The sequence below is a fragment of the Acinetobacter cumulans genome (assembly GCF_003024525.3).
Lineage (GTDB): Bacteria > Pseudomonadota > Gammaproteobacteria > Pseudomonadales > Moraxellaceae > Acinetobacter > Acinetobacter cumulans.
This window is the reverse complement of the sequence record NZ_CP035934.2, coordinates 1272126-1298926: the sequence shown is the minus strand read 5'-3', so window position 1 is coordinate 1298926 and position 26801 is coordinate 1272126. Positions and strand designations below refer to the sequence as shown.

At 40.3% G+C, this 26801-nt stretch carries 28 protein-coding genes; 8 read left to right on the top strand and 20 right to left on the bottom strand.

Features of this window, described 5'->3' with window-relative positions:
- Positions 1-34: 34 nt before the first annotated feature.
- Both C9E88_RS06125 and C9E88_RS06120 read right to left on the bottom strand, forming a co-directional pair.
- Positions 35-304, bottom strand: a complete 270-nt coding sequence (locus C9E88_RS06125) for a YeaC family protein (protein WP_106986485.1) — start codon at positions 302-304, stop codon at positions 35-37.
- Between the two features lie 3 nt (positions 305-307).
- Positions 308-1246 carry an NAD(+) kinase gene (locus tag C9E88_RS06120; RefSeq protein WP_106986472.1) on the bottom strand — a complete coding sequence of 313 codons (939 nt, stop codon included), beginning with the start codon at positions 1244-1246 and terminating at the stop codon, positions 308-310.
- A gap of 152 nt (positions 1247-1398) precedes the next feature.
- Here C9E88_RS06120 and mrcB point away from each other — a divergent pair, with 152 nt between their 5' ends.
- Both mrcB and C9E88_RS06110 read left to right on the top strand, forming a co-directional pair.
- Positions 1399-3798, top strand: coding sequence for a penicillin-binding protein 1B (mrcB, locus tag C9E88_RS06115; RefSeq protein ID WP_106986471.1), 2400 nt, complete (start codon positions 1399-1401; stop codon positions 3796-3798).
- Between the two features lie 68 nt (positions 3799-3866).
- A complete protein-coding gene (locus C9E88_RS06110; protein ID WP_106986470.1) occupies positions 3867-4379 on the top strand; it encodes a hypothetical protein in 513 nt (170 codons plus the stop codon).
- Between the two features lie 31 nt (positions 4380-4410).
- On the opposite strand, the gene C9E88_RS06105 is transcribed toward C9E88_RS06110, so the two are convergent.
- Positions 4411-5310: an NUDIX domain-containing protein gene (locus C9E88_RS06105; protein WP_106986469.1), complete on the bottom strand. Its 900-nt coding sequence runs from the start codon at positions 5308-5310 to the stop codon at positions 4411-4413.
- A gap of 146 nt (positions 5311-5456) precedes the next feature.
- On the opposite strand from C9E88_RS06105, the gene hemP reads away from it, so the two are divergent.
- Positions 5457-5627, top strand: coding sequence for a hemin uptake protein HemP (gene hemP / locus C9E88_RS06100; protein ID WP_106986468.1), 171 nt, complete (start codon positions 5457-5459; stop codon positions 5625-5627).
- A gap of 176 nt (positions 5628-5803) precedes the next feature.
- Here the strand turns inward: hemP and C9E88_RS06095 are convergent, their stop codons facing one another.
- The 4 genes from C9E88_RS06095 to tfpB form a co-directional block, all read right to left on the bottom strand.
- Complete coding sequence (locus C9E88_RS06095; RefSeq protein WP_106986467.1) at positions 5804-7138, bottom strand: sensor histidine kinase; 1335 nt, start codon at positions 7136-7138, stop codon at positions 5804-5806.
- The gene (locus tag C9E88_RS06090; RefSeq protein ID WP_106986466.1) at positions 7135-7806 is read right to left on the bottom strand and encodes a response regulator transcription factor; all 672 of its coding nucleotides are present in this window, start codon (positions 7804-7806) and stop codon (positions 7135-7137) included. Before C9E88_RS06090 ends, C9E88_RS06095 begins: the two co-directional genes overlap by 4 nt.
- Positions 7807-7923: 117 nt before the next feature.
- A complete protein-coding gene (locus C9E88_RS06085) occupies positions 7924-8316 on the bottom strand; it encodes a NirD/YgiW/YdeI family stress tolerance protein (protein WP_106986465.1) in 393 nt (130 codons plus the stop codon).
- 182 nt (positions 8317-8498) lie between these two features.
- Positions 8499-10256, bottom strand: coding sequence for a type IV pilus assembly ATPase TfpB (gene tfpB / locus C9E88_RS06080; RefSeq protein ID WP_106986464.1), 1758 nt, complete (start codon positions 10254-10256; stop codon positions 8499-8501).
- Between the two features lie 240 nt (positions 10257-10496).
- Here tfpB and C9E88_RS06075 point away from each other — a divergent pair, with 240 nt between their 5' ends.
- Positions 10497-11744 carry an MgtC/SapB family protein gene (locus C9E88_RS06075; RefSeq protein ID WP_106986463.1) on the top strand — a complete coding sequence of 416 codons (1248 nt, stop codon included), beginning with the start codon at positions 10497-10499 and terminating at the stop codon, positions 11742-11744.
- Between the two features lie 9 nt (positions 11745-11753).
- On the opposite strand, the gene tsaA is transcribed toward C9E88_RS06075, so the two are convergent.
- Positions 11754-12473, bottom strand: coding sequence for a tRNA (N6-threonylcarbamoyladenosine(37)-N6)-methyltransferase TrmO (gene tsaA / locus C9E88_RS06070; RefSeq protein WP_106986462.1), 720 nt, complete (start codon positions 12471-12473; stop codon positions 11754-11756).
- A gap of 106 nt (positions 12474-12579) precedes the next feature.
- Between tsaA and C9E88_RS06065 the strand changes: the two genes are divergently transcribed.
- Positions 12580-13359, top strand: a complete 780-nt coding sequence (locus tag C9E88_RS06065; RefSeq protein ID WP_106986461.1) for a ferredoxin--NADP reductase — start codon at positions 12580-12582, stop codon at positions 13357-13359.
- Positions 13360-13576: 217 nt separating this feature from the next.
- Here C9E88_RS06065 and C9E88_RS06060 read toward each other — a convergent pair whose 3' ends face one another.
- The 8 genes from C9E88_RS06060 to C9E88_RS06025 all read right to left on the bottom strand — a co-directional run bounded on the left by C9E88_RS06060 (position 13577) and on the right by C9E88_RS06025 (position 21741).
- Positions 13577-15301: a T6SS phospholipase effector Tle1-like catalytic domain-containing protein gene (locus tag C9E88_RS06060; protein WP_106986460.1), complete on the bottom strand. Its 1725-nt coding sequence runs from the start codon at positions 15299-15301 to the stop codon at positions 13577-13579.
- Between the two features lie 16 nt (positions 15302-15317).
- Complete coding sequence (locus C9E88_RS06055) at positions 15318-15731, bottom strand: hypothetical protein (protein ID WP_106986459.1); 414 nt, start codon at positions 15729-15731, stop codon at positions 15318-15320.
- A gap of 58 nt (positions 15732-15789) precedes the next feature.
- Positions 15790-16212, bottom strand: coding sequence for a hypothetical protein (locus C9E88_RS06050; RefSeq protein WP_106986458.1), 423 nt, complete (start codon positions 16210-16212; stop codon positions 15790-15792).
- A gap of 92 nt (positions 16213-16304) precedes the next feature.
- Positions 16305-16739: a hypothetical protein gene (locus tag C9E88_RS06045; RefSeq protein ID WP_106986457.1), complete on the bottom strand. Its 435-nt coding sequence runs from the start codon at positions 16737-16739 to the stop codon at positions 16305-16307.
- Positions 16736-17191, bottom strand: coding sequence for a hypothetical protein (locus C9E88_RS06040; RefSeq protein WP_106986456.1), 456 nt, complete (start codon positions 17189-17191; stop codon positions 16736-16738). The genes C9E88_RS06045 and C9E88_RS06040 overlap by 4 nt, the downstream gene beginning before the upstream one ends.
- Positions 17192-17247: 56 nt before the next feature.
- A complete protein-coding gene (locus tag C9E88_RS06035) occupies positions 17248-18162 on the bottom strand; it encodes a DUF4123 domain-containing protein (RefSeq protein ID WP_106986455.1) in 915 nt (304 codons plus the stop codon).
- Positions 18163-20799 carry a type VI secretion system Vgr family protein gene (locus C9E88_RS06030; protein WP_137287939.1) on the bottom strand — a complete coding sequence of 879 codons (2637 nt, stop codon included), beginning with the start codon at positions 20797-20799 and terminating at the stop codon, positions 18163-18165.
- Between the two features lie 306 nt (positions 20800-21105).
- The gene (locus tag C9E88_RS06025; RefSeq protein ID WP_106986740.1) at positions 21106-21741 is read right to left on the bottom strand and encodes a cation efflux transmembrane domain-containing protein; all 636 of its coding nucleotides are present in this window, start codon (positions 21739-21741) and stop codon (positions 21106-21108) included.
- A gap of 74 nt (positions 21742-21815) precedes the next feature.
- On the opposite strand from C9E88_RS06025, the gene C9E88_RS06020 reads away from it, so the two are divergent.
- Complete coding sequence (locus C9E88_RS06020) at positions 21816-22217, top strand: Cd(II)/Pb(II)-responsive transcriptional regulator (protein WP_106986741.1); 402 nt, start codon at positions 21816-21818, stop codon at positions 22215-22217.
- Positions 22218-22235: 18 nt separating this feature from the next.
- On the opposite strand, the gene arsH is transcribed toward C9E88_RS06020, so the two are convergent.
- From arsH to C9E88_RS06000, 4 genes are all read right to left on the bottom strand, one after another.
- Positions 22236-22919 carry an arsenical resistance protein ArsH gene (gene arsH, locus C9E88_RS06015; RefSeq protein WP_171406285.1) on the bottom strand — a complete coding sequence of 228 codons (684 nt, stop codon included), beginning with the start codon at positions 22917-22919 and terminating at the stop codon, positions 22236-22238.
- A 53-nt stretch (positions 22920-22972) separates the two neighbouring features.
- Complete coding sequence (gene arsB, locus C9E88_RS06010; protein ID WP_106986743.1) at positions 22973-24028, bottom strand: ACR3 family arsenite efflux transporter; 1056 nt, start codon at positions 24026-24028, stop codon at positions 22973-22975.
- Between the two features lie 84 nt (positions 24029-24112).
- Positions 24113-24586: an arsenate reductase ArsC gene (locus tag C9E88_RS06005; RefSeq protein ID WP_106986744.1), complete on the bottom strand. Its 474-nt coding sequence runs from the start codon at positions 24584-24586 to the stop codon at positions 24113-24115.
- A 16-nt stretch (positions 24587-24602) separates the two neighbouring features.
- Complete coding sequence (locus C9E88_RS06000; RefSeq protein WP_106986745.1) at positions 24603-24923, bottom strand: ArsR/SmtB family transcription factor; 321 nt, start codon at positions 24921-24923, stop codon at positions 24603-24605.
- Between the two features lie 156 nt (positions 24924-25079).
- Here C9E88_RS06000 and trhP point away from each other — a divergent pair, with 156 nt between their 5' ends.
- Positions 25080-26480, top strand: coding sequence for a prephenate-dependent tRNA uridine(34) hydroxylase TrhP (trhP, locus tag C9E88_RS05995; RefSeq protein ID WP_106986746.1), 1401 nt, complete (start codon positions 25080-25082; stop codon positions 26478-26480).
- Between the two features lie 11 nt (positions 26481-26491).
- Entirely contained in the window at positions 26492-26746 is a 255-nt protein-coding gene (locus tag C9E88_RS05990) for a YfhL family 4Fe-4S dicluster ferredoxin (RefSeq protein WP_106986747.1), read from the top strand.
- Positions 26747-26801: the final 55 nt, after the last annotated feature.

Below are 26801 nucleotides of genomic sequence, written 5' to 3'. Positions count from 1 at the left end.
ATCCTTTTTTATTGATCAAAAAGACCGTATTACTTTAAATAAATTTAATTGGCTTAAATTCTTCTTCAGCATGATCATGAGAGTCACAATGCTCATCTTCTTCTTTCGTGCCACGGTCAATATAACCACTACGTTCATCTTCAGGTAAGTTTTTAGCTTCCCACGCATAAACTGCTTGCATACAGGTTTGACGTTGTTCTTTTGTCAACGCCACGCCATTAGGCCATTTACCAATTTCAATTGCCGTTTTTAAACGACTAACAATTTCAGGATCGAGTACGGCCAGCATTTGTTCAATATTCATCATCTAATCCTGTTTTAATGAGTCAAAATCTTGGTTCCAACCAAGTTTAGTCCGGCATGCCATATAAAAGTCATAGCCTGGTGGATGGAGTAGATTAAGTTTAAATGGATGTTTACGGATATGTAAACTGTCCCCCACATTTAATGAAACACTATTTTGACCATCTGCGCTCACCATAGGCAATACACGGTTTTCACGAATCAAAATTTTAATTTCACTGTGCCCGCCCACCACAATCGGACGTGATGACAAAGTATGTGGGTGCATAGGGACTAAGGCAATCGCATCCATACTTGGATGTACAATTGGGCCACCGCCAGACAAAGCATACGCTGTTGAGCCTGTCGGCGTTGAAACGATTAAGCCATCACTGTGTTGACGATACACATACTGCCCATCGATATTCAGCTCAAAATCGATCATGTGTACAGAACGACCTGAATGTAGCACTACATCATTGAGTGCTATGGCATCGTAGATTGTTTCACCTTTTGAGCGGATTTCCATTTCTAATAAGAAACGACGATCCAGCTGAAACTCACCTTTTAACACTTGATCAAGCTTAAATAATACTTCTGTTGGTTTGATATCGGTTAAAAAGCCCAACCGACCACGGTTTACCCCAATAACAGGTGTATTGTGCTTGACCAGTGAACGTGCAGCATGCAGGAGTGAACCATCGCCACCAACGACAATCACCAGATCAACAACTTCGCCTAATAGCGCCTTACTGACCGTCTGCGTATTGGTATATGGCACCAAGGCTGCAGTTGCATTATCAAATACAGGATGCAGACCTAGACTTAAAAGATGGTCATGAATGAGACATAAAGTATCCACTACAGAAACTTTATCTGGACGTCCTATTAGTCCAATATTTCTAAATGATTTGTGTGAAATTTGCACCTGCGCCTTTGCTCCACTACGCTTCATGCCTATCATAGCATTAACACATTTGTTTTAAAAAAAACTTTAAAGCCATTCATTACAACGGATTTCACCGTATATTTTGCATTCTTATACAGTTTAAATATTGCAAATTAACAAAAAGCTTCGCATGATTAGCACAATTTATCAGGGTCTTATCATAGTTTATGAAGTCTGAACGTGGCATAGGCATAATTGCTTTCATTTTTTGTGTACTTATCATTGGCATGTTTGTCGCAATGAGTGTCTATCTTATTCGTATTGATAACATTGTACGTACAAAATTTGAAGGCCAACGCTGGGATATTCCTGCGAAAGTATTTGCTCGCCCTTTAGAAATCTATACAAATGCCCCTGTAAACCAAGAAGACTTAAGCCAAGAACTTAAAATGTTGGGCTATAAAAACACTGAAAGTTATGCCAAAACCGGAAGTTACGTTGTTTCTGGAAATGAAATGTATGTACACACGCGTGGCTTTGACTTTGGTGATAGCGTCGAGCCTGAGCAAGTACTTAAAATTGCCTTTAATGAAAATGCCATTGCCGATGTAAGCGCAACTAAACCATCGTCAACAGGTATTGCTCGCTTAGAGCCAATGCTGATTGGTGGTATTTACCCACAGCACAATGAAGACCGTGTACTGATTAAATTAAAAAATGTACCACAGCCTTTAATTAATGCACTGATTGCCACAGAAGACCGTAATTTCTATAAACACCACGGTATTTCTGTACGTGGTACTGCACGTGCCTTAGTGAGTAATTTGACTGGTGGTAAACGTCAAGGTGGATCTACCCTGACACAACAGTTGGTTAAAAATTTCTATTTAAGCCCTGAAAAAACCTTAAAACGTAAAGTCAACGAAGCACTTATGGCGCTGTTGATTGAATTACACTATGACAAAAATGAAATTTTAGAAGCTTATTTAAATGAAGTGAACTTAGGCCAAAATGGAAACTACTCCATCAACGGCTATGGCTTGGCATCACAGTTCTACTTTGGTTTGCCTCTACGTGAGTTGAATATTGCACAGCAAGCTTATTTGGTTGGTTTGGTACAAGGTCCAACTTTATTTAATCCGTGGCGTAACCCTGAAGGGGCTAAAAAGCGTCGTGATATTGTCTTAAACAATATGTTAGTTATGGGTACGCTAAGCCAAGAGCAGTATGAAACTGAAATTGCACGTCCATTAAATGTATTGGCAAAACCAACTTTGGGCCCTGCCCGCTTCCCTGATTTCTTAGATATTGTCCGTCGTCAATTACGTACGGAATACCAAGAAGGCGACTTGACCAATCAAGGCTTACGTATTTTTACAACTTTAGATCCGATTGCTCAAACACGAATTCAAGACAGTTTTAAAATCTCAGTTGCCAATTTAACCAAAAGTAATCCTGCACGTTTAAAAGATTTACAAGGTGCAGTACTGGTGACGCATCCAGAAAATGGCGAACTGGTTGCCGCTGTTGGTTCTACTCAAGAATTTACAGGCTTTAACCGTGCACTGGATGCTAAACGTCAGGTCGGTTCTTTACTCAAACCTGTCATTTACCTCAGCGCAATCGAGTCTAATCGTTATAACTGGGCCAGCCCAATTGAAGACTCACAAATTAACATTCAAAGTGAAGGAAAAACTTGGACACCTAAAAACTATAGCGGTGGTGAACATGGTGTTGTGCCAATGATGACGGCACTTGCCAATTCATACAACTTATCTGCCGTGCGTTTAGGTCAAGAGTTTGGTATGTCGACATTTATCAATCACTTGAAAAAATTTGGCGTCACTTCAACTATTCCAAACTATCCATCGATATATTTGGGTGCTGTTGATATGTCACCACTGGAAGTGATGAGTATTTATGGCAACTTTGCAACAGGTGGTTTCAAATACCCTGTTAAAGCCATTCGCTCTGTGGTGGATGCAAATGGTCATTTGCTTGATCGTTATAGTTTATCTGTACAACCAACAATTGATCCATCCGATGCATACATTCTGAACTACGGCTTACAGCAAGTTATGCGTGCTGGTACTGGTCGCTCTGCTTATGCAACATTACCGTCATCTTTAGGCTTAGCAGGTAAATCAGGCACCACCAATGATACACGTGACTCATGGTTTGCTGGTTACTCTGGAAATTATGCAACCGTAGTATGGTTAGGTTTAGACAATAACAAAGCGACAGGTCTTACTGGTTCTTCAGGTGCACTGCCAGTTTGGACCAATGTGATGAAACAATTACGTCAAAAACCGGTAAATTTGCGTCAACCTGATGCAGTGACATGGCAATGGATTGATAGTGGTTCAGGTGATTTGTCTGCTTCAGGCTGTAATAACGCGGTCTATATTCCTTTGAATCGTAATTCAATACCAACACGTGCATCAGCATGTGCTACTTCACAATATGAATCAGAACAAAACACAATTAATATCGATTCTACACAGCCTTCAGTACCGCAAGATGATAATTATTCAGATGGTGGTTATATCCATGAAAGCGAATCGGATACAGATGCTGATTCATCGAATCAACCCCGAATGATTTCAAGCGGGAACTATGCAAATTAAGGTGTGTCATATTGAATAAATTGCAATTACATTGTGATGTAAGCAAACTCAGTTTAGTTGTCTGCCTTATGGCGTTGGTTGGCTGTCAAAGCGTACCAACGCCTGAGCAAAAAACAGAAGTTTCAAACAAAGCACCAATCAATAAACCAATTCAAGCTGCGGATGGTGTTGTCATTCATCCTTATGATGTGCCTGAAATTAAACGTAAGCAGATTATTATTCCTGAGCAAAAAGCACCTAGCCAAAAGTTTGATGATGGTCGAAACCTACCTGCTTTTCAAAAATTGATGCAACAAACGCAAACTGCATACGCAAAAGGCGAACTGAATCAAGCAGAGAATTTAGCCAATCAAGCACAGCGCTTAGCCCCTCAATCTGCTGAAAGCTTTTTATACTTAGCCCTTATTGCTAACCGTAAAAACCAAGCGGTCAATGCACAAGCTTTGGCACAGCGGGGTTTAAGTTATGCACAAACCGATGCTATGAAAAAACAGTTATGGCAAGTGATTCTTAAGTCTGGGCAAAAACAAAACAATACCGCAACCGTGAACAAAGCACTCAACGCGCTAAAAGGGCTATAACAGCCCTTTTCAAAACCCTTAAAAAACTTCCTTAGACGAAGCGTATTCCAGCAATACCATAAGCATGATGTTGCTTCGCCTCCATCAAATCCGAAATATGCATCCCACCCAATGCAAAGACTGGAATATCCACCTGCTGTGCAATGCTTGCAAAAGCCTGCCACCCAAGTGGCTGAGTTTCGCTGTGTGTCTCAGTATGCTTTACAGGGCTGAGTAATACAGCATCACAACCTATACGGCTAGCATGCAAGATAGAAGCCAAATCATGACAGGCAGCAATATAACGTACGCCTTGCTGTAAATCACCTTTGTTGAGTTGCAGACATTGTTGCTGTTTTAAATGAACCGCCCCCATACTTTGCTGTTGCACGCTATTTAACTTTTTCCAAAGTTCAATATTCACAATCAATCGTGACAAATCTTCCAACTTAATTTCTGATAACTCAATTTGCTGTTGCTGTGTGGCATCCGTGCGCCAATACATCAGCTTTGTGTCATCCACTTGCGCCAATTGACTCAATTGATCTGAAATTTTAATAATCTGTTGCCAATACAAACGCTTTAACATGGCTTTATTGGCTTTGGGAAAGTTTAAGTTGAGTAGTTCATCACGGCGATACCACTGCCATGGTTCACGAATCGATTCCAGCATACTGCTCGGAACTACCCCATGGAATATATGCAAATTCACAATTACATCGTCGTATTCATGGCGTATAAAATCAAAATGATGCCATTCACTTAAATTAATTCCAACTTCCTCAAGCACTTCTCGGCTACATGCCTCTACAGGGCTTTCACCCTCTTCCACCTTACCACCTGGAAATTCATTTTTATTGCCCTGATGTTGCTGTGCATCTCTCCAGCCAACCAGCACTTGGTCTTGATGTAATAAAATAGCAATTGCTATGTGCAAATTTGGTTTAGCCATAAAGCAACATCTCAAAATCTGACGAAATATGTTTAAGTGTAAACAGCTTTATAATTTTTTTAAATTATTATCATTTACCGTTGACAGGTCTATTCGATAATGATTATCATTTAATTCGTTCACTACCCACCACGGAGCACATAATAATGAACGCACCTTTTAGCTTATTTACTCATTCTAACGAAACTCATCATGCACTACCAATGCTACATTCTAATAACTTATTTGCATTGGGCCGTGAAATTCGCATTATGCATGCAGGCGAAGAATACCGTTTACGTTTAACACGCAATAACCGTCTTATTTTAACTAAATAATTTTCAATTTCTAATAATAATAAACGTGGGAACAAGCAGTATGAGTCAGCGCATACTGCTTTTTTACATCCAGATTAAAACAATTTTCCACACGAACGTAATGTATCTATTGATCACACCGACAATGAAGTTATTTAGTCCCCACAGTCTGCATCAGTCTACTCACTCAACCCGCTTTATATAGATAAGAGAACTTTGAGCCCACCCAATTCAGAAGCTGAAAATTTTATTTGGCCTTGATGTAATTCAACAATTTTTTTACATATCGAAAGCCCTAAACCACTGCCTTGTACTTGGCTTCCCAATACGCGATAAAAGCGTTCTCCAAAGTGCTGTATCACGGTTTCGTCTAAGCCTTCACCTGAGTTATCAATTTGCCAATAAAGCTGACGACCTTGTTGTTGCAAGCGAATCTGTATGGTGCCTTGATCTGGAGTGTAATTCACCGCATTGTCGATTAAGTTACGCAAACATATTTGCAATAACTCTGCGTTCGCTTCAATGGTCACAGGCTCTAAATTACTATGAAGAATCAAATGGTGCTGTTGCAAAGACTCTTGGTAGTCACTCAATAAACGTTCTGTGATTGCTTGTACATCAACCTGAGTTTTGGGAAGATCTTCCTCCTTTGACGGATCTAAACGTGCCAATAAGAGTAAATTTTCTAAGACCTGAGTTCCACGGCTGACATCTTGCTGTATGGCCAGCATTTCTGTTGCCAATTGTGGATGATCTTGATATTTACGGCGTAGTACTTGCAAACGCATTTGAATAGCAGACAATGGTGAGCGTAACTCATGCGAGGCATCTGCAGTAAAACGATGTTCTGCTTCTAAGGCACGCCCTAATCTTTGCATTAAGGAATTTAATTGCAAGCGTATGGGCTCTAGCTCGATGATTGCAGGCTGACTGGCATCAATCGGACTCAATTCTTTCGGATTTTTTAAGGAGATTTGTTCTGAAAACTGCCGAATAACTGCAAAATCCCGCTTCATTAATACTTTTAACAGCACCCACTGTAGCCCCCACAACAAAAGTAGAACCGCAGCATAGCCCAACACACTCTGTAACAACAGTTCAACCCGTTCTTGCATCGGTTGAAGCATGAGTACTTCACGCTTTGATTCTGAGTCTATTCGCTTATAACTACGCCACAGTTGCCTGTCTTGCCAATAAAAGCCGTAATCATCAGCTATACGTTCCGATACAAAAGCGCTCACATCATGCTGATCTTCAAGTTTAGATTGTGCCAATATCCGTTGCTGATGTTGAACCACATAGGAAATATCAAATTCCTTACTGAGTTCACCTATAGTTTGGCTCGACTGTGTGGGTTGCGTCTGAGCGACCAGAAAATCGGCTATTTCATCCATAATGGCATCTTGCGTATCCATCGTCTGATAGGCCGACAATGCAAATAGCAAACACAGTGCAATTGCACCTGCCAAAATCGAACTCCATAAGGAGGTCTTAATCAGCTTTTGCTGGAGTGAAATCTTAGCTTGACTCATGATGTAGCCCTATTCATGCGATAACCTAAACCACGGATCGTCTTGATATATTCACTGCCAATTTTTTTTCTTAATTGGTAGATATACACTTCAATTGCATTACTTTCGACTTCATCGCCCCATGCATATAAGGACTCCTCAAGCCTATCTCGGCTCACGGTATGCTCAGGTCGTTGCATCAATTTATATAAAATCTGAAACTCTTTGGCGGTTAAATCTATGCGTTCTGCAGCCCTATATAAAGTTTTCGCCTGCACATCCAACTTTAGGCTGTCAAAGCTGATGATATTGGCTTGAGTCTGTTCGGCTTGCTTTAAACGAAGTTGTGCACGTATGCGTGCAGAAAGTTCATCCAAACTAAAAGGCTTAATCAAATAGTCATTTGCACCTAAATCTAATCCAATGACACGGTCTTGTATGCTGTCTTTGGCTGTAATAAAGATGACTGGCGTTTGCGGCTGCGTTTTACGTAATGCCACAATAACTTCATCGCCTGTTGCTTGAGGCAAGCCTCGATCTAACAACACACAATCATATTGATGTTGTTGTAAAGCCAAAATTGCATGATCCCCACGTGCCACCCAATCTAAGCTATAACCATCCATTTCTAACCATGCTTTAATGCTCTGTGCTTGGGAAGCGTCATCTTCAGCCAGTAATATACGCATGTTGATATTCCTTACATTGGTGGTGGGCAATCAAAATCTATCTGTTTTTTATTCTGTCAGCATAATAAAAAAACCGTATGCACGCATACGGTTTTCTGTTGGGTAATTTACTTGCTGTTAAAATTTGATGTGATCAACATCAATTTCTACATGCTTGGTCGGTAGTAAATCAACATCCACTTCACCCATAATCACAACAGGTGTTTTGGCAGAAATCGCTTTGCCTTGCCACAACTTATCATCGATATCGACAGTAATACTGCCAGTGCTATCACGGAATTGATATTTTTCATCACCTAAGGCTTTCACAACATAGCCTTTTAACTGAACATCAGTATCATCTTTTAAAGTCAAAGCTTGCTTTACAGTCACCAATGCTGGTGTAGCAATAGCTTGTTGATTGATGGCTGGCGCATTTACCTTAGCTTGTGGTGCTGTTGGGTTTGCAACTGCATACACAGCTACACCTGCAAAAACGGTTGCAATCAATGATTTAGTTAATGTGTTCATGCTCATTTCCTCTGTTTAAATATTCAATGCTTGATTCGATAACTGCATTTAAACAAAGTAAGATGAGGTGAATCTTAGGATCAAAACATCTTGCGTATGAAATTGGACACACTAAATAAATCACACCCCATTAAAACAAGAAACATTTTAGACCATCAGACATATATGCAAATGCCTAGTGCTCAGTTTAAAGGCACAACACGTAGCACTTCCTCTAAGGTGGTTACACCAGCCATTACTTTACGCGCACCTGCAATTCTTAACGGTTCAATGCCTTCTTTACGAGCTTGATAACGAAGTTTGGTTAAATCTGCATTGGCGCCAATCAGTTGCTTGGTTTCCAAACTCAGTGGCATAAACTCATAAATACCTACTCGCCCCTTATAGCCTGTATTGCGACATTCATCACACCCAACAGCCTTACACACAAAATCTGGCATATCAATGTTGTAATCGAATGTAAGATGCTTCCACTCTTGATGATCAATAAAAGTTTCTTGCTTACAATGCGGGCATAGTTTCCGCACTAAGCGCTGTGCCAAAACACCCAATATGGTTGCTGCCGTCAAAAAGGGTTGCACACCTAAATCATGTAAACGGGTTAAACTCGACGGCGCATCATTGGTATGTAGCGTAGACAATACCAAATGACCTGTTAATGCCGCTTGGATGGCCATGTTGGCTGTGTCGTGATCACGAATCTCCCCCACCATAATAATGTCAGGGTCTTGACGCATTAAAGCTCGTATACCATCAGCAAAACCCAAATCAATGCCTGTATTGACCTGCATTTGGTTAAAGCTAGGCTCTAACATTTCAATCGGGTCTTCAATAGTACAAACGTTCACTTCATCTGTAGCCAATTGTTTAAGAGATGAATACAGCGTAGTAGTTTTACCCGAACCTGTTGGACCAGTCACCAAGATAATGCCATGACTATGGCTGGTCAGTTCATTCCACGCATTTTGTAAACGCCCTTCAAAACCCAACTGCTGAAAACTTCGTACCAACACTTCAGGGTCAAAAATACGCATCACTAGTTTTTCACCAAATGCAGTTGGCAAGGTTGATAAACGTAATTCCGTTTCTTGGCCTTTTGGTGTACGGGTTTTTAAACGGCCATCTTGCGGTTTACGCTTCTCGGCCACATTCATTCGACCTAAAATTTTAATACGTGAAATGACTGCGGTCAGTGTATTGGCTGGCATATTATAAATGGTGTGTAATACTCCATCGATACGAAAACGCACCTTACCTGCTTCTTTGCGCGGCTCAAGATGTATATCACTTGCTCCTTGCTCAAAGGCAAATTGCAGTACCCAATCAACTAACTTCACAATGTGCTGATCATTGGCATCTGGGTTTTGCGTATCCCCTAGCTGGAGTAAAGCTTCCACGCCTTTATTATCACGATCATAAGCCGAGGTTTTTTGCGAATTATTCACCGCACGGCTGACCTGATAATATTCGACCAAATAACGCTGTAATTGCTCAGGATTTAACAATACGCGCTGAATTTTACGCGGTAGTACCGTACGTTCTAAATTGGCCATCCACTCCATTTTATACGGTTGATCTGTAGCAATCAGCACCACATCATTTTGTAACTCAACAGCCAAAATACGATTTCGAAATGCAAATTCTTGTGACATCACACTGGTTAATGCCGCCACATCCGCTTTTAATGGATCAATAATATAAAAAGGTAACTGGCTTTTTTCTGCCAACCACTGACATAAGCGATTCAGCGTTAAAACTGACTGCGGGTGACTTTGATCAGGCAAATTAAAATTTGAAATCCACTGTAATGGATGCCATTTCAGTTGTTCACGTTGACGATGTGTCGTTTGAATTAATAATCGATCTCGCTCGGTAATTCGGCCATCTTTTTCTAATTGCTCTAAACACCAAACCGTGTCAATTTCAAAATTATGTATCATTATTTTCAGTCCCCAAACAGACTTTTACTATAACAAGTTTCACCTTGCTTTTTATATCAATAAACCATCAATTAACACCTAAAAGTATTTAATGGTCCTGCCTTATTAATCTGCCTAAAGCAAAATCTTAAAATAAATAAGGATATTTCTTATTTTGAGCAATACAACGCTTGAAAGACATTCAAAACTTCGCCTATATTTCAAGCACATCTAGATAATAACGACAGTATTGGTGACCTTTTGGATTATTCATTTGCCACACAATTTCCAGGCTCATTTGCTACATTGCTTTCTATATTTGCATCTGCACTAGGTTGTGGCTTACTCATTGGCTTAGAACGTGAACGTAGTAAACAACGTGAAAATCAGCACAGCTTTGCAGGACTTCGCTCCTTTGCCATTTGTGCCTTACTTGGCGCACTCTGTTTTTTATTTGGTCAGTATATTGGATTAATGGGCGCGGCCATTGTGGGCGCAATGGTAGTATTTTCAATTAAAAACCAAACGGATGACCCAGGCATTACCACAGAACTGGCTTTTATGATGACCTATTTTATTGGGGCACTATGTTTATGGAATATGCCTTTGGCTGCAGGTTTGTCAGTGGGGTTAACCATCATTTTAAGAGCCAAACACTCCATGCACAGCTTTGCAGGAAAATGGATTACTGAAGCCGAATTTAGAGATGGTCTGTGTTTATTGGCATTAATCCTAATCGCACTTCCACTTACTCCCAATACCCCACTTTGGGGCGACGTACTTAATCCTTATATTATTTTAAAACTTCTTACACTGATCTTGGTCGTGCAATCCTTAGCACATATTGCAAAACGTTTATTGTCTTCTAAAAATGCCATGATGCTATCTGCTATTGCCTCGGGTTTTGTGTCCAGCACTGCCACGGTTGCAAGCTTAGGCATGGAAGTTCGCGCTGGACGTGCCAATGCAAAACACAATGCAGGTGCTGCACTCATGTCTTGTGTCGCTACACTATTGCAATTACTGATTATTGTGGCTGGTCTGAGCATGCTGTGGCTAAAAAGCATTGTCATTGCTACTCTCATCGCCACAGTTGTTTTGGCATCCTGTGCATGGCTCTTATTAAGAGATGCTCCTCTTACAACACCCAATCAAGATTTAGATAGCCGTATGTTTAGCTTAAAAGAGGCTGCAATTATCGCCTTAACCTTAACGGTGATTCAGGCAGGTGTTTACGCGCTTAATTTGAGTTTGGGCTATGCAGGTTTAATTCTTGGAACCTTACTAGCATCTTTATTTGAAATTCATGCCGCGATGGCAACTGTTGTAATACAAGGTACGCCCGACAATAGCACCGTATTTTATGCATTTGTTCTTGGGATGATTGCACATGCAATTGCTAAATCGATCAATGCATTTATCACTGGCGGTTATCGCTATTTTGCCTACTTTGCACCAATTCAAATTTTGCATATTGCTGTGCTCATCACGCTACTGTATTGCCTATAAGGAATCACGCTATTCAGTTACTGTATTAAGCTCACAAATATGTACTGCTTCAACGCTTACGGTAAATGCAACATCAACATCAGCAAAGCGCATTTTATAAACACGCATTGCATCTTCCTGATAGGCAGGCCTCGGATCAAGCGCCAATACTTGTTCAAGTTCTTGCAATTGCCGTACATCAATTTTTTGGGTCTGCAATAAGTGGATTTTTTGCTGCTCTGCGACTTGCTGCCATAACACCACTTTACGCCTAGGCTCGTCTTGTGCATAACCACTTTGTGCATCGACCACTGCATCCGAATACTGTATATAAGGTTTAATATCTACAATGGGTGTGCCGTTGAGTAAATCACTGCCCTGCACATAAACCCGTACAGATTTTCCAACTTTTTCCACTTTTTTTAGCTGTACTACAGATAAACCAATCGGCGCAGGTCGATACATACTCCGCGTAGCAAAGACACCTATTTTTTCGTTGCCTCCTAGGCGTGGTGGACGCACTTGCGGACGGAACTTTTGAGTATCCTGATTTTTATTGTCATGAAACTGCCAAATCAGCCATAAATGACTAAAGGCTTCAATTCCTTCAAATGCCAGCAAGGTATTATATTCACCTGTCATTTCTATATATGACTCAACCTGCACCAAATTCGGCTGACGCGGTATTCCGAACTTTTCTTGGTAAGGAGAACGCATATAACCAATAATTGGCAAAATCAAACCCGACATAATCACTTTTTCTGATAAGCTCAATTAAATATATTCAGTTTATCGAGAATGATTTTAGATTAGAATAGTAAGCTGTTCTAATTTGATAATTTTATTGAGACCTTTAATGGCTGCTTTCAACGTCGAAAAGATTACTCACGTTCACCACTGGAATGACACTTTATTTTCTTTTAAAACGACTCGCGACACTGCACTACGTTTTAAAAACGGTCAATTTGTGATGATCGGCCTTGAAGTAAACGGTAAGCCTTTAATGCGTGCTTATTCTATTGCTAGTGCAAACTATGAAGAAGAACTTGAATTCTTCTCTATTAAAGTGCCAGATGGTCCTTTAACATCTATTTTGCAACAAGTTAAAGTTGGCGACGAAATTTTAGTTTCTAAAAAGCCTACAGGTACTTTAGTACTTGATGACTTAAACCCAGGTAAAAACTTATACCTTCTTTCTTCAGGTACAGGTCTTGCACCATTCCTTTCTGTGATTCGTGACCCTGAAACTTACGAACGTTTTGAAAAAATCATCGTTGTGCATGGTACGCGTTTCATTTCAGAATTGGCTTACCAAGACTTAATTGAAAATGAAATTCCTAATCACGAATTCTTTGGTGAATTAGGCGCGAAAGAAAAATTGGTTTACTACCCAACAGTAACGCGTGAAGAATTCCACACTCAAGGCCGTGTAACAACTGCAATTGAATCTGGTCAGCTATTCGAAAAAATCGGTCTGCCACGTTTCAACCCTGAATCTGACCGTGCAATGCTTTGCGGTTCACCTGCATTCCTAGACGACGTTGCTGCGCTTCTTGACCAGCATGGCCTTAAAGAATCTCCAAAAATGGGCGTTCTAGGTGACTACGTAATTGAACGTGCATTCGTTGAAAAATAATTAGCTGTAAATTAAAAAGCGCATGTCATCATGCGCTTTTTTTGTACTCCAAACCTGCAAATGAGTAGGGCTATTCCTTCTGAAAGATATGACTCAATAAATAATACGATCTAAAATATCGCTTTCTACTAAGCGTTGCAGGAAACAGAAAAGAAATATCTCCATATAAAAATAGGGTGATGCGCTGATAAAAAACTTAGCATACATCTAAAGCAAGTTAATTTAATGCTGTCTCGGGTACAGTTTCTGATTGATTCACAGCTTCAGACATCGCATTTTCACGGGCAATTTGCTCATGAACTGGTCCTAATTTTTTATCTACACGCTTACCTTTCCAGCTGCGCTTAGGTTCATACACCGTCCGCTGTCTAAAGTAACTGAATGGTTCAGCATTATAAATAAAGCCATATTTTGAATCATGAACATAGTTTGAATAAAATTTAATCGTGTTTTCCTTTGCTTCTTTTTCAAAGCTTTCAAGTTCCCAGTCATCAAGACCAATATAAAATTCGTAAAATTTTTGCAAGGGGTAAAACACTCGATATAACTGTTTATATCCAGTCACTTGATTACTGTCTGCACTGGTATACCCTCTGGCTTTTTTCACCCGTTCAACTTCAGTCGCCATATCAGTAGGACCCCACCAGCGTCTGCTTTCAGCACGATTTTTCTGCGCAACGGATTGAGCTATATTCGCATCTGAATTGCCAGCAGCATGCAATGCCTGTTTTTGTCTATGCAATGTTCCATATGCGCTATAGTAAATCTGCATATAGCGCTTCATATCATCTTCAACTTTACCTGTGCTTGCTCCAGCCTCCTTTTGCAAGGCATCCCAACAGGCTTGCGTCTCTGCTTCAATTTTAAATTGCTGATTAAATAATTCTGTTGCTTCCACAGCTGTTTTTTCATAATTAAACAGCTTTACACCAGCTTGCTCAGCGGTATCCAGCATATGTCTTAAAGTAATACGGGCAAAATTATTACTTACATGCTGAGAGTTTGTCTCGTAACCGCCGCCGACATCGGAGTGCATGCCGGGGTAAACCACTTCTTTCCAGTTTTTAGGGTTAGCCAATACCCCATCCTTTCGAACCAGATCTACCGGAAAGGCAAAGCGCTGCTCATTGCCCGCAATCAAATGCAGACAATTTTTTACGCGAGGATCGACCACCATATCCCGCCCAGAGAAAGTCAGTTTATTCGGCAAATTTGTTGCCGGCAGGCCAAAAGAAGCCACCGTATCAAACAAGCCTAAAAACTTGACTTCCATCGGTATTTTTTCGGCATAGCCTTCCATTTCATATTTCAGCTCTAAATTTTCTGCTTCAGCTTTCCAAATCATTTCATTGGTAAATACACGCGCCAAAGCTGCGCCACGTGAAAAGCCAAATACAGAAAGATTGATTTTTTTGATTAATCGATGCTGATTTAAATTGCTGATAACTTTAGTATTCACTTCATTTTTTCGCTGCATCACATCCTGTTGCAGTTCAGCTTCCAGCTTTTCAATTTTTTGAGCTAATATATTCTGTAACTGCTTATTTACTTCATCTTTACCATACTGTAGCCTTTTACTTCCACCAATACCGGTACTTCCTCCCGTTAAGTCATTGTCTTGCATCCAGCATACAGATGCTTCTAAATGATCCATTTCACCATTAAATGGTGTCCCAACACCTGAAATATAAATCGCATGACTTAAAGCATTGCTAAGTTTATTTATTTTTATTTCAGACTGACTAAAAGTATCTGCGTTACGCCACAAGCGAGCTGGATTTGCCCATTTTTTATCAGTTTCATCATTTTTTAAATTATTACCTGTACCATCAAAATAAACCGACAGATTTACTATATCTTCACAGCTTTGCTTACTTACAGGTGGCTGATTAGACACATCTTGATTATTATTTTTAATTTTTTCTGAGATCGTTAAAGACACAAGAAACTCCCAATGATTATTTTAATTTATTTTCCCAATCTATACCTTTTTTCGTCGGATCCGGAAGGTCATTTGAAGTCGTAATTTCTACGCTATCATCAGGATATAAATGCACCGCCAAATAACTCTTATTTTTTAACTCTTCTTTGCTTAGATGTACAATATTGATGGCTTGATGTTTACGCGTACTGTTATCCTCACCCCAAGTGATGATTTGTGGACCGAGTATCACAGCAGAACGCATTGTTGCACTGCCGTATCCGCCACCCACCTCATATCCATTCACTTTAACCATATAAGGCCGATAGCTTGGATCATAGTTGAATGAAGTTGTGGTCAGCACATAGGTTTTATTTGGACCTATACCCATACACCCAGCCAAGCCAAAAATCAAAGAGACTGGTAAAATCATTTTTTTAAATTTACGCATTATATATTCTACTTATTATCCTTAATTATAAATCAATATTTTCCCCATCATTAGGGACTTATTTTTCCCATAATGTATCTCTCCATTTTAACCCCTTTGATGTTGGCCTAGGTCCATTTTCAGAAGTCACTATTTCAACACTGTCATCAGGATATAAATGTACAGACAAATACCGCTTATTCTTTAAATCATCTTTTGTTAAATTCACAACATTGATGGCTTGATGTTTACGCGTACTGTTATCTTCCCCCCAAGTAATAATTTGTGGGCCGAGTATCACGGCAGATCGTTTGGTTGCTCCACCAAAGCCTCCGCCCATTTCCTCTCCATTCATCTTAACCATATAAGTCCTATAACTCGGATCGTAGTTAAATGATGTTGTTGTCAACACATAAGTTTTATTCGGACCTATTCCCATACACCCAGCTAAGCCTAAGGTTAAAGACACAGGCAATAACATCATTTTTGTTAATTTACTCATTTTCTATACTCATATATCAACCATGGCAGTACTAATGTTAATTTCTTTATTGAAATAAATTATTGTCAAAATTACAGAATTTAAATTTTCATTTATTTATTCTTAGATTGTTTTCTTAATTTATCCCGCCAATCTAAACCCTTCTGTGTCGGGTCAGGCAGATCATTCGACGTGGTTATTTCTACGCTATCATCTGGGTATAAATGCACCGCTAAATATCGTTTATTTTTTAAGTCTTCTTTAGCTAAGTTAACACTATTGGTCGCTTTATGTTTACGCTTGCTGTTATCTTCTCCCCAAGTGATAATTTGTGGACCAAGTATCACGGCCGAACGCTTCGTTCCAGCACCAAAAGCTCCTCCCACTTCCTCACCATTCACTCTCACCTCATAAGTTCTATAACTTGGATCATAATTAAATGAAGTTGTAGTCAGCACATAAGTTTTATTCGGACCTATACCCATACACCCAGCCAAGCCTAAGGTTAAAGACACAGGCAATAATATCAACTTGGTTAATTTACTCATTTTCTATACTCTTTATTTAATAATTGCTTATTCTGTTCTCTTAAGTGTTTCATCCACTCTAAGCCTTTTTGCGTTGGATCAGGCAAGTCATTCGACGTGATAATTTCTACGCTCTCATCAGGATATAAATGCACCGCTAAATATCGTTTATTCTTTAAATCTTTTTTGCTTAAATTTTCAACATTAATCGCTTTATGTTTTCTATCACTATTCCCTTCACCCCAAGTAATATTCTGTTGGCCAAGTATCACTCTTGAGCGCTTTGTCGCTCCGCCAAAGCCTCCGCCCATTTCTTCTCCATTCATCATAACCATATAAGCTTGATAATTTGGAGCATAGTTAAATGAAGTTGTGGTCAACACATAAATTTTATTCGGACCTATACCCATACACCCAGCTAAGCCTAAGGTTAAAGACACAGGGAATAACATCAATTTTATTAACTTATTCATTATCTATACTGTTTATTCAGTTCATATTTTTAAATCTAAAAATATATTTTTCCGCATTACAAAGCTGGCGAGGAATCCTCTAGCATCTCCATGGCTTGATCCATCGTGATTTGCTTTTCTTTAACCCTTAACAGGACTGTCTGCAGCTGTAGATCCATTTCAAAATGTTCCTGATAACCTAATTTTAAACAAATGAAATTTAAAATATCTCGTGTTCCTTGCAAGTGAAAACATCTTGCTTGTTTAAGTGCAGAAATCACGTATTGATACAAATCCCAAGCGGTAAAGTTTTCAACCAAAAAATAATTATTCAATTTTAAGTAATAAATTAAATGATCAGGAAATGTCGCTTCGACCATTTTCTCTTCCTGATCCACAGAGAAACACAATGGATTTTGTGAATCATAACTTTGCTGAAAAGATTGGAGGTTTAATCCTGTTATCTGTTGTAATTGACCTAGCCGATCCCAATACCACCACGTGTGTATTGGCCCTAGTAAAATCTGCTTTTGTTCCTTATCTAATACTTGTTCTTGGATATACAAAGTCTCATCAGCTTGATGTCCAAGCAAGGTCGCTAAGATGATAGGGTCCCAAAATGCCAAAAACATTTCTAAACCGCCATCGAATCTCACATTGGTAAATTGCCTTAAATGTGCATACATTTCCTCAAAATTTAGAGGCGATACAATCAATGTCATTTTAGGTGTAGATATCACTCTTTTTTGAATGTGTATCCATTCCAAACTGGTCATTTCACTATTTAACTGTATTAAATGTGGCGATATTTGTGCAGCTTTTTCACCTGCAGCTTCTGTAAGCAAATTACGCTGGGGCAAATGCATCCATTTGCTTAAAAAGAACTTATCCTGAGCCGCATCAGCAAGGGCATATATAGATAATCCTTCTGCAACATGATCACTTTGCGTGGAAAAAATTCTTTTAATATCATCGTGAATATAATATGACATTTATAAACCATCTCCTTTATTCACAAATGCACCGCGTTGATTCATTCTTCGTGCTAAACACTCCCAACACACATTTTGCGGAAAAAATGGCAATTGCATATTGACCTGTGCTCCAGGAATAAACGTATGCTGACCTGCCTTCACCTCAAACTTTCCAGCCGTTGTTGGCAGCACCCCTGCACTACTAATCTCAATTTGACTGCCACCTGCAGTCAGCACTATTTTCTTACTGGCTTTAATTTCCACGCTATCTTCAGTCGAAATAATTTGAATACCTTTACGAGCAATCAAGTCAGCCCCATCTCCTTGGGCTTGGATTTCAACTTTGCCTTTGCCTGCATACGCACGTAATCCTTCTTGTGCCGCAAATAGACTGATCTTGCTTTGTGCATGGGCAATTAAGGATTTTTGACTACTGATATTAATACTATCCCCAGCACTTTGGCTGATCTGCCTATCTGCTGAAACATGTATATCTTCATTGCTCGTCATCGCAATTGAGTTGGGCGCAGATAAAATCATGAGGGCTTGTTTAAAAGCATCGGCTTTTTCTTGACTGCCTTTTTCGATTTGACCAAGGAAGTGCTTTAAATTATCCAAGACTTCAAGTGGGTCTGTTTGCTGATTTTTCGCCACTTCACTTAATGCTTTACTGCTGTTTAAGTTGGCTTCGATTTGTTCTTTTGCAGCTTGTGCATCGAGGTGCATTGCAGTCGCTTGTTGTTGTGAGTGTGTGCTGACAAGTAGCCCTTGTCCTGCTCGTACTGCGCCCCATTGGTCTGTTCTTAGTTCAAAACCTTCGCCTCGACCTTCACTTTCTGCAGTTTCTTTGGGATGACTGAGGTTTCCTAAGTTGAGCTGAGTGGCGCCATGGGTACTTTGTAATTGTGTAGATATCTGTCCAGTCGTATCATCAAAGCGCAGTTGTCCAAAGCCTTCACCTTGTACTTCCTTGCTTTTTATTCCAGCCAGCTTTTTGGTCTCGGGTAATTGACCTTTATTGTCAAACTTGGTTGGACTGCGCTGTGCTTCATGTATGCGCCCCACCACAAATGGTCGGTCGATATTGCCGTCAAAGAAGTCGATGACCACAATTTCATTAATACGCGGCAAGAATCTTGCGCCATAGCCTTCACCTGCCCACGGTGTGAGTACATCTACCCATGCAGAGTCCGTGTCATTGTCATTACTGCCTGCACCGCCGTCATGGCTATGGTCATCACTTCGGGTAAATAAGAAGCGAACTTTGATTCTTCCCCATTCATCAACATGTATTTCTTCACCGCTTGGTCCAACGACTTTAGCCCGTTGTGGATGAGTGCTTGGACGGTGTTCGAGCGGATTATATGCCGGAACAGTCGGAGTATTACGCCGTTGCAATGTGAGCTGATTGGCCTGACGCTCTGCCTGTTCATGGATGGGTTTAATGTTCCACTGACTTTGTTCAATCAGCTGATTGACTTGTTCAGTGAGATCTTTGGGTAAGTTATTTTGGTTATAGAATTTCTTTTCTGTGATTAAAAATTCTTTGTCTGCACCACTGTGTTGATCGATTTCTGGGTGTTCATTCAGTTCAAACCAATAACCCACTTGTGTATCACGCACGGTCGATTGTGCATTGAATTTTTTCGATTGTAGCTCGTGATATCGCGTTAGATTTTGATTCAGTTTTTCAATCTGACTGTTGGATGAAGCTGTGGCTTGATCTTCACCTGTTAAGTCTTGCATCCATGCAGGGCTGACATGCCATGCTTGTTCTAGGCTTAAGCTGGCATTGTCTTGGCTTTGGCTATGCTGATGTTTGCTTTGGACTGAACCTGCACCTTCTTCTTGGCTGAGGCCATCAGCTTGCCAACGTTGCACATGTACTGCTGTCGGTTGAATGCTACGCTCACCGATAAAGCTAGTGATGCTGTCTTGTTGCTCTGTTGCACTAGAACGATGAAAGCGGATACTGCGACGGCTAAGCGCTTGATATTGACTATTGTCATCAATCAAGCGGAGTTTTTGTTTTTCAATTGGTACTGAGGAATGTGGCACTTTCAGCTGTGCTTCATCAATGAGCCAATTAATGCCTTCACTACGCCAAAGTCGGGTTAAAAAGTCATAATCGCTTTCATTCGACTGCATGATGAAGGGCCGAACATCATAGTTTTGGCTTAAACCACTTAGATCAAGCATTAGACTGGATGCAAAGAGTGGACTTTTGCTTTGCCATTCTTTAAAAATAGTTTCACTGACATCACGCACTGATTTATTCATAAACACACGGCTATTACGACGTTTATGCCACAACGACGTTGCATCTTCTAACGTAAGTTTATATAGGGTGAGTGAACCGTCACTCTGGCCTTGAGTGGCTTCGGTGATGATACCCGTAGTCCGAAACAGTTCGCCCCGATCTGTCACTTGATCAACAGCAACTTGTACACCAATAAATTGTTTCAGCGGAATCAATGCATTGGTGGATAAGCAAATCAGGGTCGCTTGCAGGCCTTGGTTTAAGACATGCTCCCCATCAATACGTTGAATAAAAAGCTCGTCATTCAAAGCAGGATTGGAAAATTGCGCATGAATGGCACGCTTTTGAGCGGATAAACCTAATTTTTCTAATACAGCAAGTATTTTGCCTAGCATAATAAAAAATTCTTAATTGTAATTTTAAAAATTATATTTACTGAAAATTAAATAAAAACAGAAAGCTGATAAAGATAAAATCATAAAAGATGTTGATTATATTTTCTTTAGTACACTGACCATTTTCTTTCAATTTTCATATAAATCTGTACTTTTTTCTAATTTATTGAGCCTTTACCCAATAACATAATTATATTCATTTTCTATATTCTACATTTTTTAGACATAGACAGCTAGCCTTGGACTAAAGACTAGCGCATCTCTTATAAAGCAAATTGTATTGATAAAAAAGTTGCAGATTGTAAATTAAGAGCAGTTCATTGGTGCTTCTACTTTTATTTTTCGCTCTTTCAAAGCTTGCTTAATCACCGCATAACCACCCGTTAAACCTAATACCGCCATAATTCCTGCCACAATAATGTCTGGCCATAAACTGCCTGTACCAAACACCCCCACTGCAGCCAAGATCACGGCCACATTGCCAATCGCATCATTACGGCTACATAGCCAAACCGACTTCATATTGGAATCGCCATCGCGGAAGGCATATAAGATCACCGCAGAAATCACGTTGGCCACCAAGGCTAAAACACCAATCGCGCCCATGGTGATCGCTTCAGGCGGGATACCTTGCATATAAGAGTAAATGACTTTACCAATGACCACGAAGCCAAAGGCCGCCATCGTCAGCCCTTTTAACAGTGCAACTGTCGCACGCCAATATAGACTCGCCCCCAATACAGCCAAAGACACACCATAGTTGACAGCATCACCAAAGAAATCCAAAGAATCCGCCCACAGTGATGCAGAGTGCGCATAAGCGCCACCAATCAGCTCAACCAAGAACATCGCTAAGTTAATGAATAAGGCGATCCAAAGCGCGGTGCGAAATTTACTATTTGGCTTTGGCGGTGCTGGTTCATGACTGCAAGTACAAGCCATACAAAACTCCCATGCATTTCAGTATTGATCAGGTTATAGTCATTAAAAACCCTCGAGTAACTCTAAGGTCAAGCATGGCAACTTATAAAATTGGTGAACTGAGTAAAAAAACAGGATTAACAACCGACAGCATTCGTTTTTATGAAAGCAAACAGCTGATTCAGCCCTCATTTCGGGCGGACAATAATTACCGTTATTATTCTGAAGATGCCTTAAAACGCCTGCTGTTTATTCAGCGCTGCCGTGCGCTTGATTTATCTTTAAAAGAAATTGAAACTTTAATTGAACTCGAACAGCAACCACAGCAAAACTGTCAGGCGGTGAATGAAATTATTGATCTGCATTTAGCACAAGTCGAAAAAAAATTGGCAGAACTGCATAAATTCCAACAGGAATTACAGCAGCTCCGCCAATCTTGCAATGCACAAAGCACCATTGATCATTGCCAAATCTTAAAACAGCTTGAAGCTGAATAAGCGGCATCAAATCATGTATTAAATTGATTTTTGATTAACACGTTTAGACAATTCAGCTGCCGACTCTTTACGTTCTGAATAGCGGTTGGTCAAATAACTTGACTGCCCACGGGTCAATAACGTGAACTTATACAACTCTTCCATCACATCGACAATTCGGTCATACAAACTCGACGCTTTCATACGGCCATCTTCCTCAAACTCCAAAAAGGCTTTCGGCACAGAAGATTGATTTGGAATGGTGATCATACGCATCCAACGGCCTAAAATGCGCATTTGATTGACCGCATTAAAAGATTGCGAACCGCCAGACACTTGCATCAAGGCCAGGGTTTTTCCTTGCGTGGCGCGAATTGCCCCAGCAGCCAATGGAATCCAATCAATTTGCGCTTTTAAAATAGAAGTCATCGCACCATGACGCTCAGGACTGCACCACACCATCCCTTCCGCCCAAGCCAATAGCTCATGTAATTCTTGCACTTTCGGATGTGTCGCATCGCCATCTTCAGGTAAAGGCAAACCTTTAGGATGAAAAATTTTCACCTCAGCACCAAAATGTTCAAGAATACGACCCGCTTCAATCACTGCTAAACGACTATAAGAACGTTCACGGTTTGAACCATACAGCAATAAAATCCGTGGTGGATGCGCAAGTTCTTGCGCCTGCACATTTGCAAAGGTCGGTTGCTCAAGCAAGTCCATCTCAATGTTTGGAAGATCTGTATTCGCTAGATCAGTCTTTGATAAATCAGTACTCATTCAGCATTTGCCCCTGCATTTGAGAAATATTTTTTACGTAGCCATAAAGACACACTGACCAAAGCAATCAGCACAGGTACTTCAACCAATGGCCCAATAACGGTGGTAAATGCCACAGGTGAGGCCAAACCAAAAGTAGCAATCGCCACTGCTAGCGCCAATTCAAAATTATTGCCTGCTGCAGTAAAGGAAATCGCCGTGGTTTTGGCATAGTCATTGCCCATCAACTTGCTCATAAAGAAGCTAATGAAAAACATTACGACAAAGTAAATGGTCAGTGGAATGGCAATGCGCAGCACATCCATTGGCAGACTCAGCACTTCACCGCCTTTTAGACTAAACATCGCCACGATGGTAAACAGCAGTGCCAATAAACTCAGCGGACTAATTTTTGGAATAAACTTCGTTTGATACCAATCTAGTCCTTTTTGTTTCACCAAAAGTGTCCGGCTGAGATAGCCCAATAAAAATGGAATGCCCAAATAAATGAGCACCGCTTTGGTAATAGTCCAAAAACCGACATCAATCACTTGCCCTGCCACACCAAAATATGGCGGCAAGAAGCTTAAGAATAACCATGCGTATGTACTAAAAAACAGGATTTGGAAAATACTGTTAAATGCCACCAAGGTAGCCACATATTGATTATCACCACAAGCAAGGTTATTCCACACCAAGACCATCGCAATACAGCGCGCCAAGCCAATTAAAATCAGCCCCGTCATATATTCAGGATAATTCTGTAAGAAAATAATCGCTAAGGCGAACATCAAACACGGTGCAATCAGCCAGTTCTGTACCAGTGACAACACCAACGTTCGCTTATCCTGAAACACTTGCGGCAAATTGGCGTAATCCACCTTTGCCAAAGGTGGATACATCATCAGAATCAAACCAATGGCAATCGGTAAATTAACCGTGCCTAAGCTCATACTTTCTAAAGCAGTTGATGCCTGCGGAAATAAATAACCGATCAAAATACCCAGTGCCATGGCAATAAAAATCCACAGCGTGAGATTACGATCTAAAAAGGATAATTTTGCAGTTTGCATATCTTCAACTTATCAATCTAAGACGCAAAAATGAAAAGCCATGTACAAAAAACAGGCTTCTATTTTTGCAGAATTGCGATTTAATTAATCAATCCGACCAATTTTATTCAGCTCAATAATTAAATCTTCTTTGCTTAATTGGTTTAAATCCAAGGCAAAAAAGGCATCAAAACGACGTTGAATATGCTCTACTGTCTGCATAAATGCCTGCATTTTTTCATCATCTTCGCAATCTAAATGTGAAGGATCTTCTAAGCCCCAGTGCACTTTAATCGCATTGCCTAAATATAATGGACAAGGCTCTTCTGCGGCAGAACCGCATACCGTCACCACAATTTCAGGATTAAACTGTTCGCAATCTTGCATATTTTTGCTCCACAAACCTTCTGTGGAAATATTCAAACTTTGCAAGGTTCTTAATGACAGCGGATGCACCTTACCTGAAGGCTGACTGCCTGCGCTGCACGCACTAAAGCCCTGCGGTGCACGTGCATTAAAAAGCGCTTCCGATAAAATACTGCGGCAGCTATTACCTGTACATAAAAATAAAAAATTCATAGTGTTACTCTTAATATTAGTCACAACATGGCGCTGCATTTTCAGTACATTTAAATTGCTCTGCACGTGGATTATGCTGCAGCGTTAGTTTCAAAATATCGACACACCACGTTTCTAATTCAGGATGAATTTGATAATAAATCCACTGCCCTTGGCGGCGATCTTGCAAAATTTTGGCACTGCGTAATAAGGCCAAATGACGGGATATTTTCGGCTGGCTTAAATCTAAGGCAGTCATCAAATCACAGACACAGCTTTCACCGCGCAGCAGCAAAATAGTCAATATGTCGAGACGCGTTTGATCTGACAAACATTTAAAAAAATTCAGTTGATCCATAATATATATGCATATTCGAATATGCATATATATTATTCGCTATTCGGTGAAAATAACAGTGTTTTGGATCTATAATTCCGAGCTTTTTACTAGGTTGAATCATTTTTTTAGATTCATACAATAAAGCCATATTTTTTATATGCCTTAATTTTTGTCATGAGCATCACGACTGTAACTGAACTCTTATCACCTGCCGGCTCACTGAAAAACATGCGCTATGCTTTCGCATACGGTGCAGATGCCGTCTATGCAGGTCAGCCACGTTATAGCTTACGTGTTCGTAACAACGAGTTCGATCATGACAACTTACAAATTGGCATTAACGAAGCCCATGCTTTGGGTAAAAAGTTTTATGTGGTGGTCAACATCCAGCCGCATAACTCAAAATTAAAAAATTTTATTCGTGACCTTACACCAATCATTGAAATGAAGCCTGATGCACTGATCATGTCAGACCCTGGTTTGATTATGATGGTGCGCGAAAACTTCCCTGAAATTGACATTCACCTTTCAGTTCAAGCCAATGCCGTAAACTGGGCAACGGTTAAATTTTGGCAAAAAATGGGTCTAACCCGTGTGATTTTGTCACGCGAACTGTCGATTGAAGAAATCGAAGAAATTAAAACGCAAGTCCCGGGCATGGAAATTGAAGTCTTTGTTCATGGCGCACTCTGCATGGCCTATTCAGGCCGCTGCATGTTATCTGGCTACATGAACAAACGCGATGCCAACCAAGGTGCATGTACCAATGCTTGCCGTTGGGAATACAAAGTGTCTGAAACCGCTGAAGATGCCAATGGCGATGTGATTCCTGTACAAAATATTGATACAGCAAAAAAATCTGGTTGCTGCTCAAAAGATGCAGATGAACTGCACATGCAAGCGCAAAACCAAGTTTCTGAACCAGTGTTATTACAACGTAATGACGAAGAAGCTTTTGCTGCCGAAGAAGATGAACACGGCACATATTTCATGAATTCTAAAGACTTACGTGCCGTTCAGCATGTTGACCGTTTAACCAAGATAGGCATTCATTCACTGAAAATTGAAGGTCGTACCAAGTCTTATTTCTACTGTGCCCGTACTGCGCAAATTTACCGTAAAGCCATTGATGATGCGCTGCAAGGCAAAGACTTTGACCCATCACTGATGACTCAGCTCGAAGGTTTAGCAAACCGTGGTTATACCGAAGGTTTCTTACGCCGCCATGTGCATAGCGAATATCAAAACTATGAAAACGGTTCATCAAGTTTTGACCACCAAATTTTCTGCGGTGAAGTTTTAGAGCGCAATGGCGACTACATCAAAATTGATGTGAAAAACCGTTTTGTGGTGGGTGATTCATTGGAACTAATGACCACTAAAGGCAACATCACGTTCACATTGACTGAAATTAAAGACAAAAAAGGTAATTCCATTGAAGATGCGAAAGGTTCAGGCCATATCGTGGATATTCCTGTGCCTGCCGATGTCGATATGACTTATGCCCTGCTCATTCGTAACTTACCAAATTCGACGGCAGATATTTCTGCATCCTCTTTGGCTTATCAGGCTTAATTGGGTTCGCTATGGCCTTACTCATTACTGACAAATGCATTAACTGCGATATGTGTTTACCCGAGTGCCCGAATGAAGCGATTTATGAAGGTGCGAAGGTCTATAAAATTGATACAGACCGCTGCACAGAATGTGTGGGTTTTTATGAAACTCAAACCTGTGTTGATGTCTGTCCAATTGAGTGCATCGTGCCCCATCCCGAGCATGTGGAAACGCAAGAGCAGTTAATAAAAAAATTTAAAGGATTGAATTTATTCAAGTCTTAATATGAAACGCCACTTTGGAATACTTATTGCTTATAAGCTTAGCAATTAAAAAGAA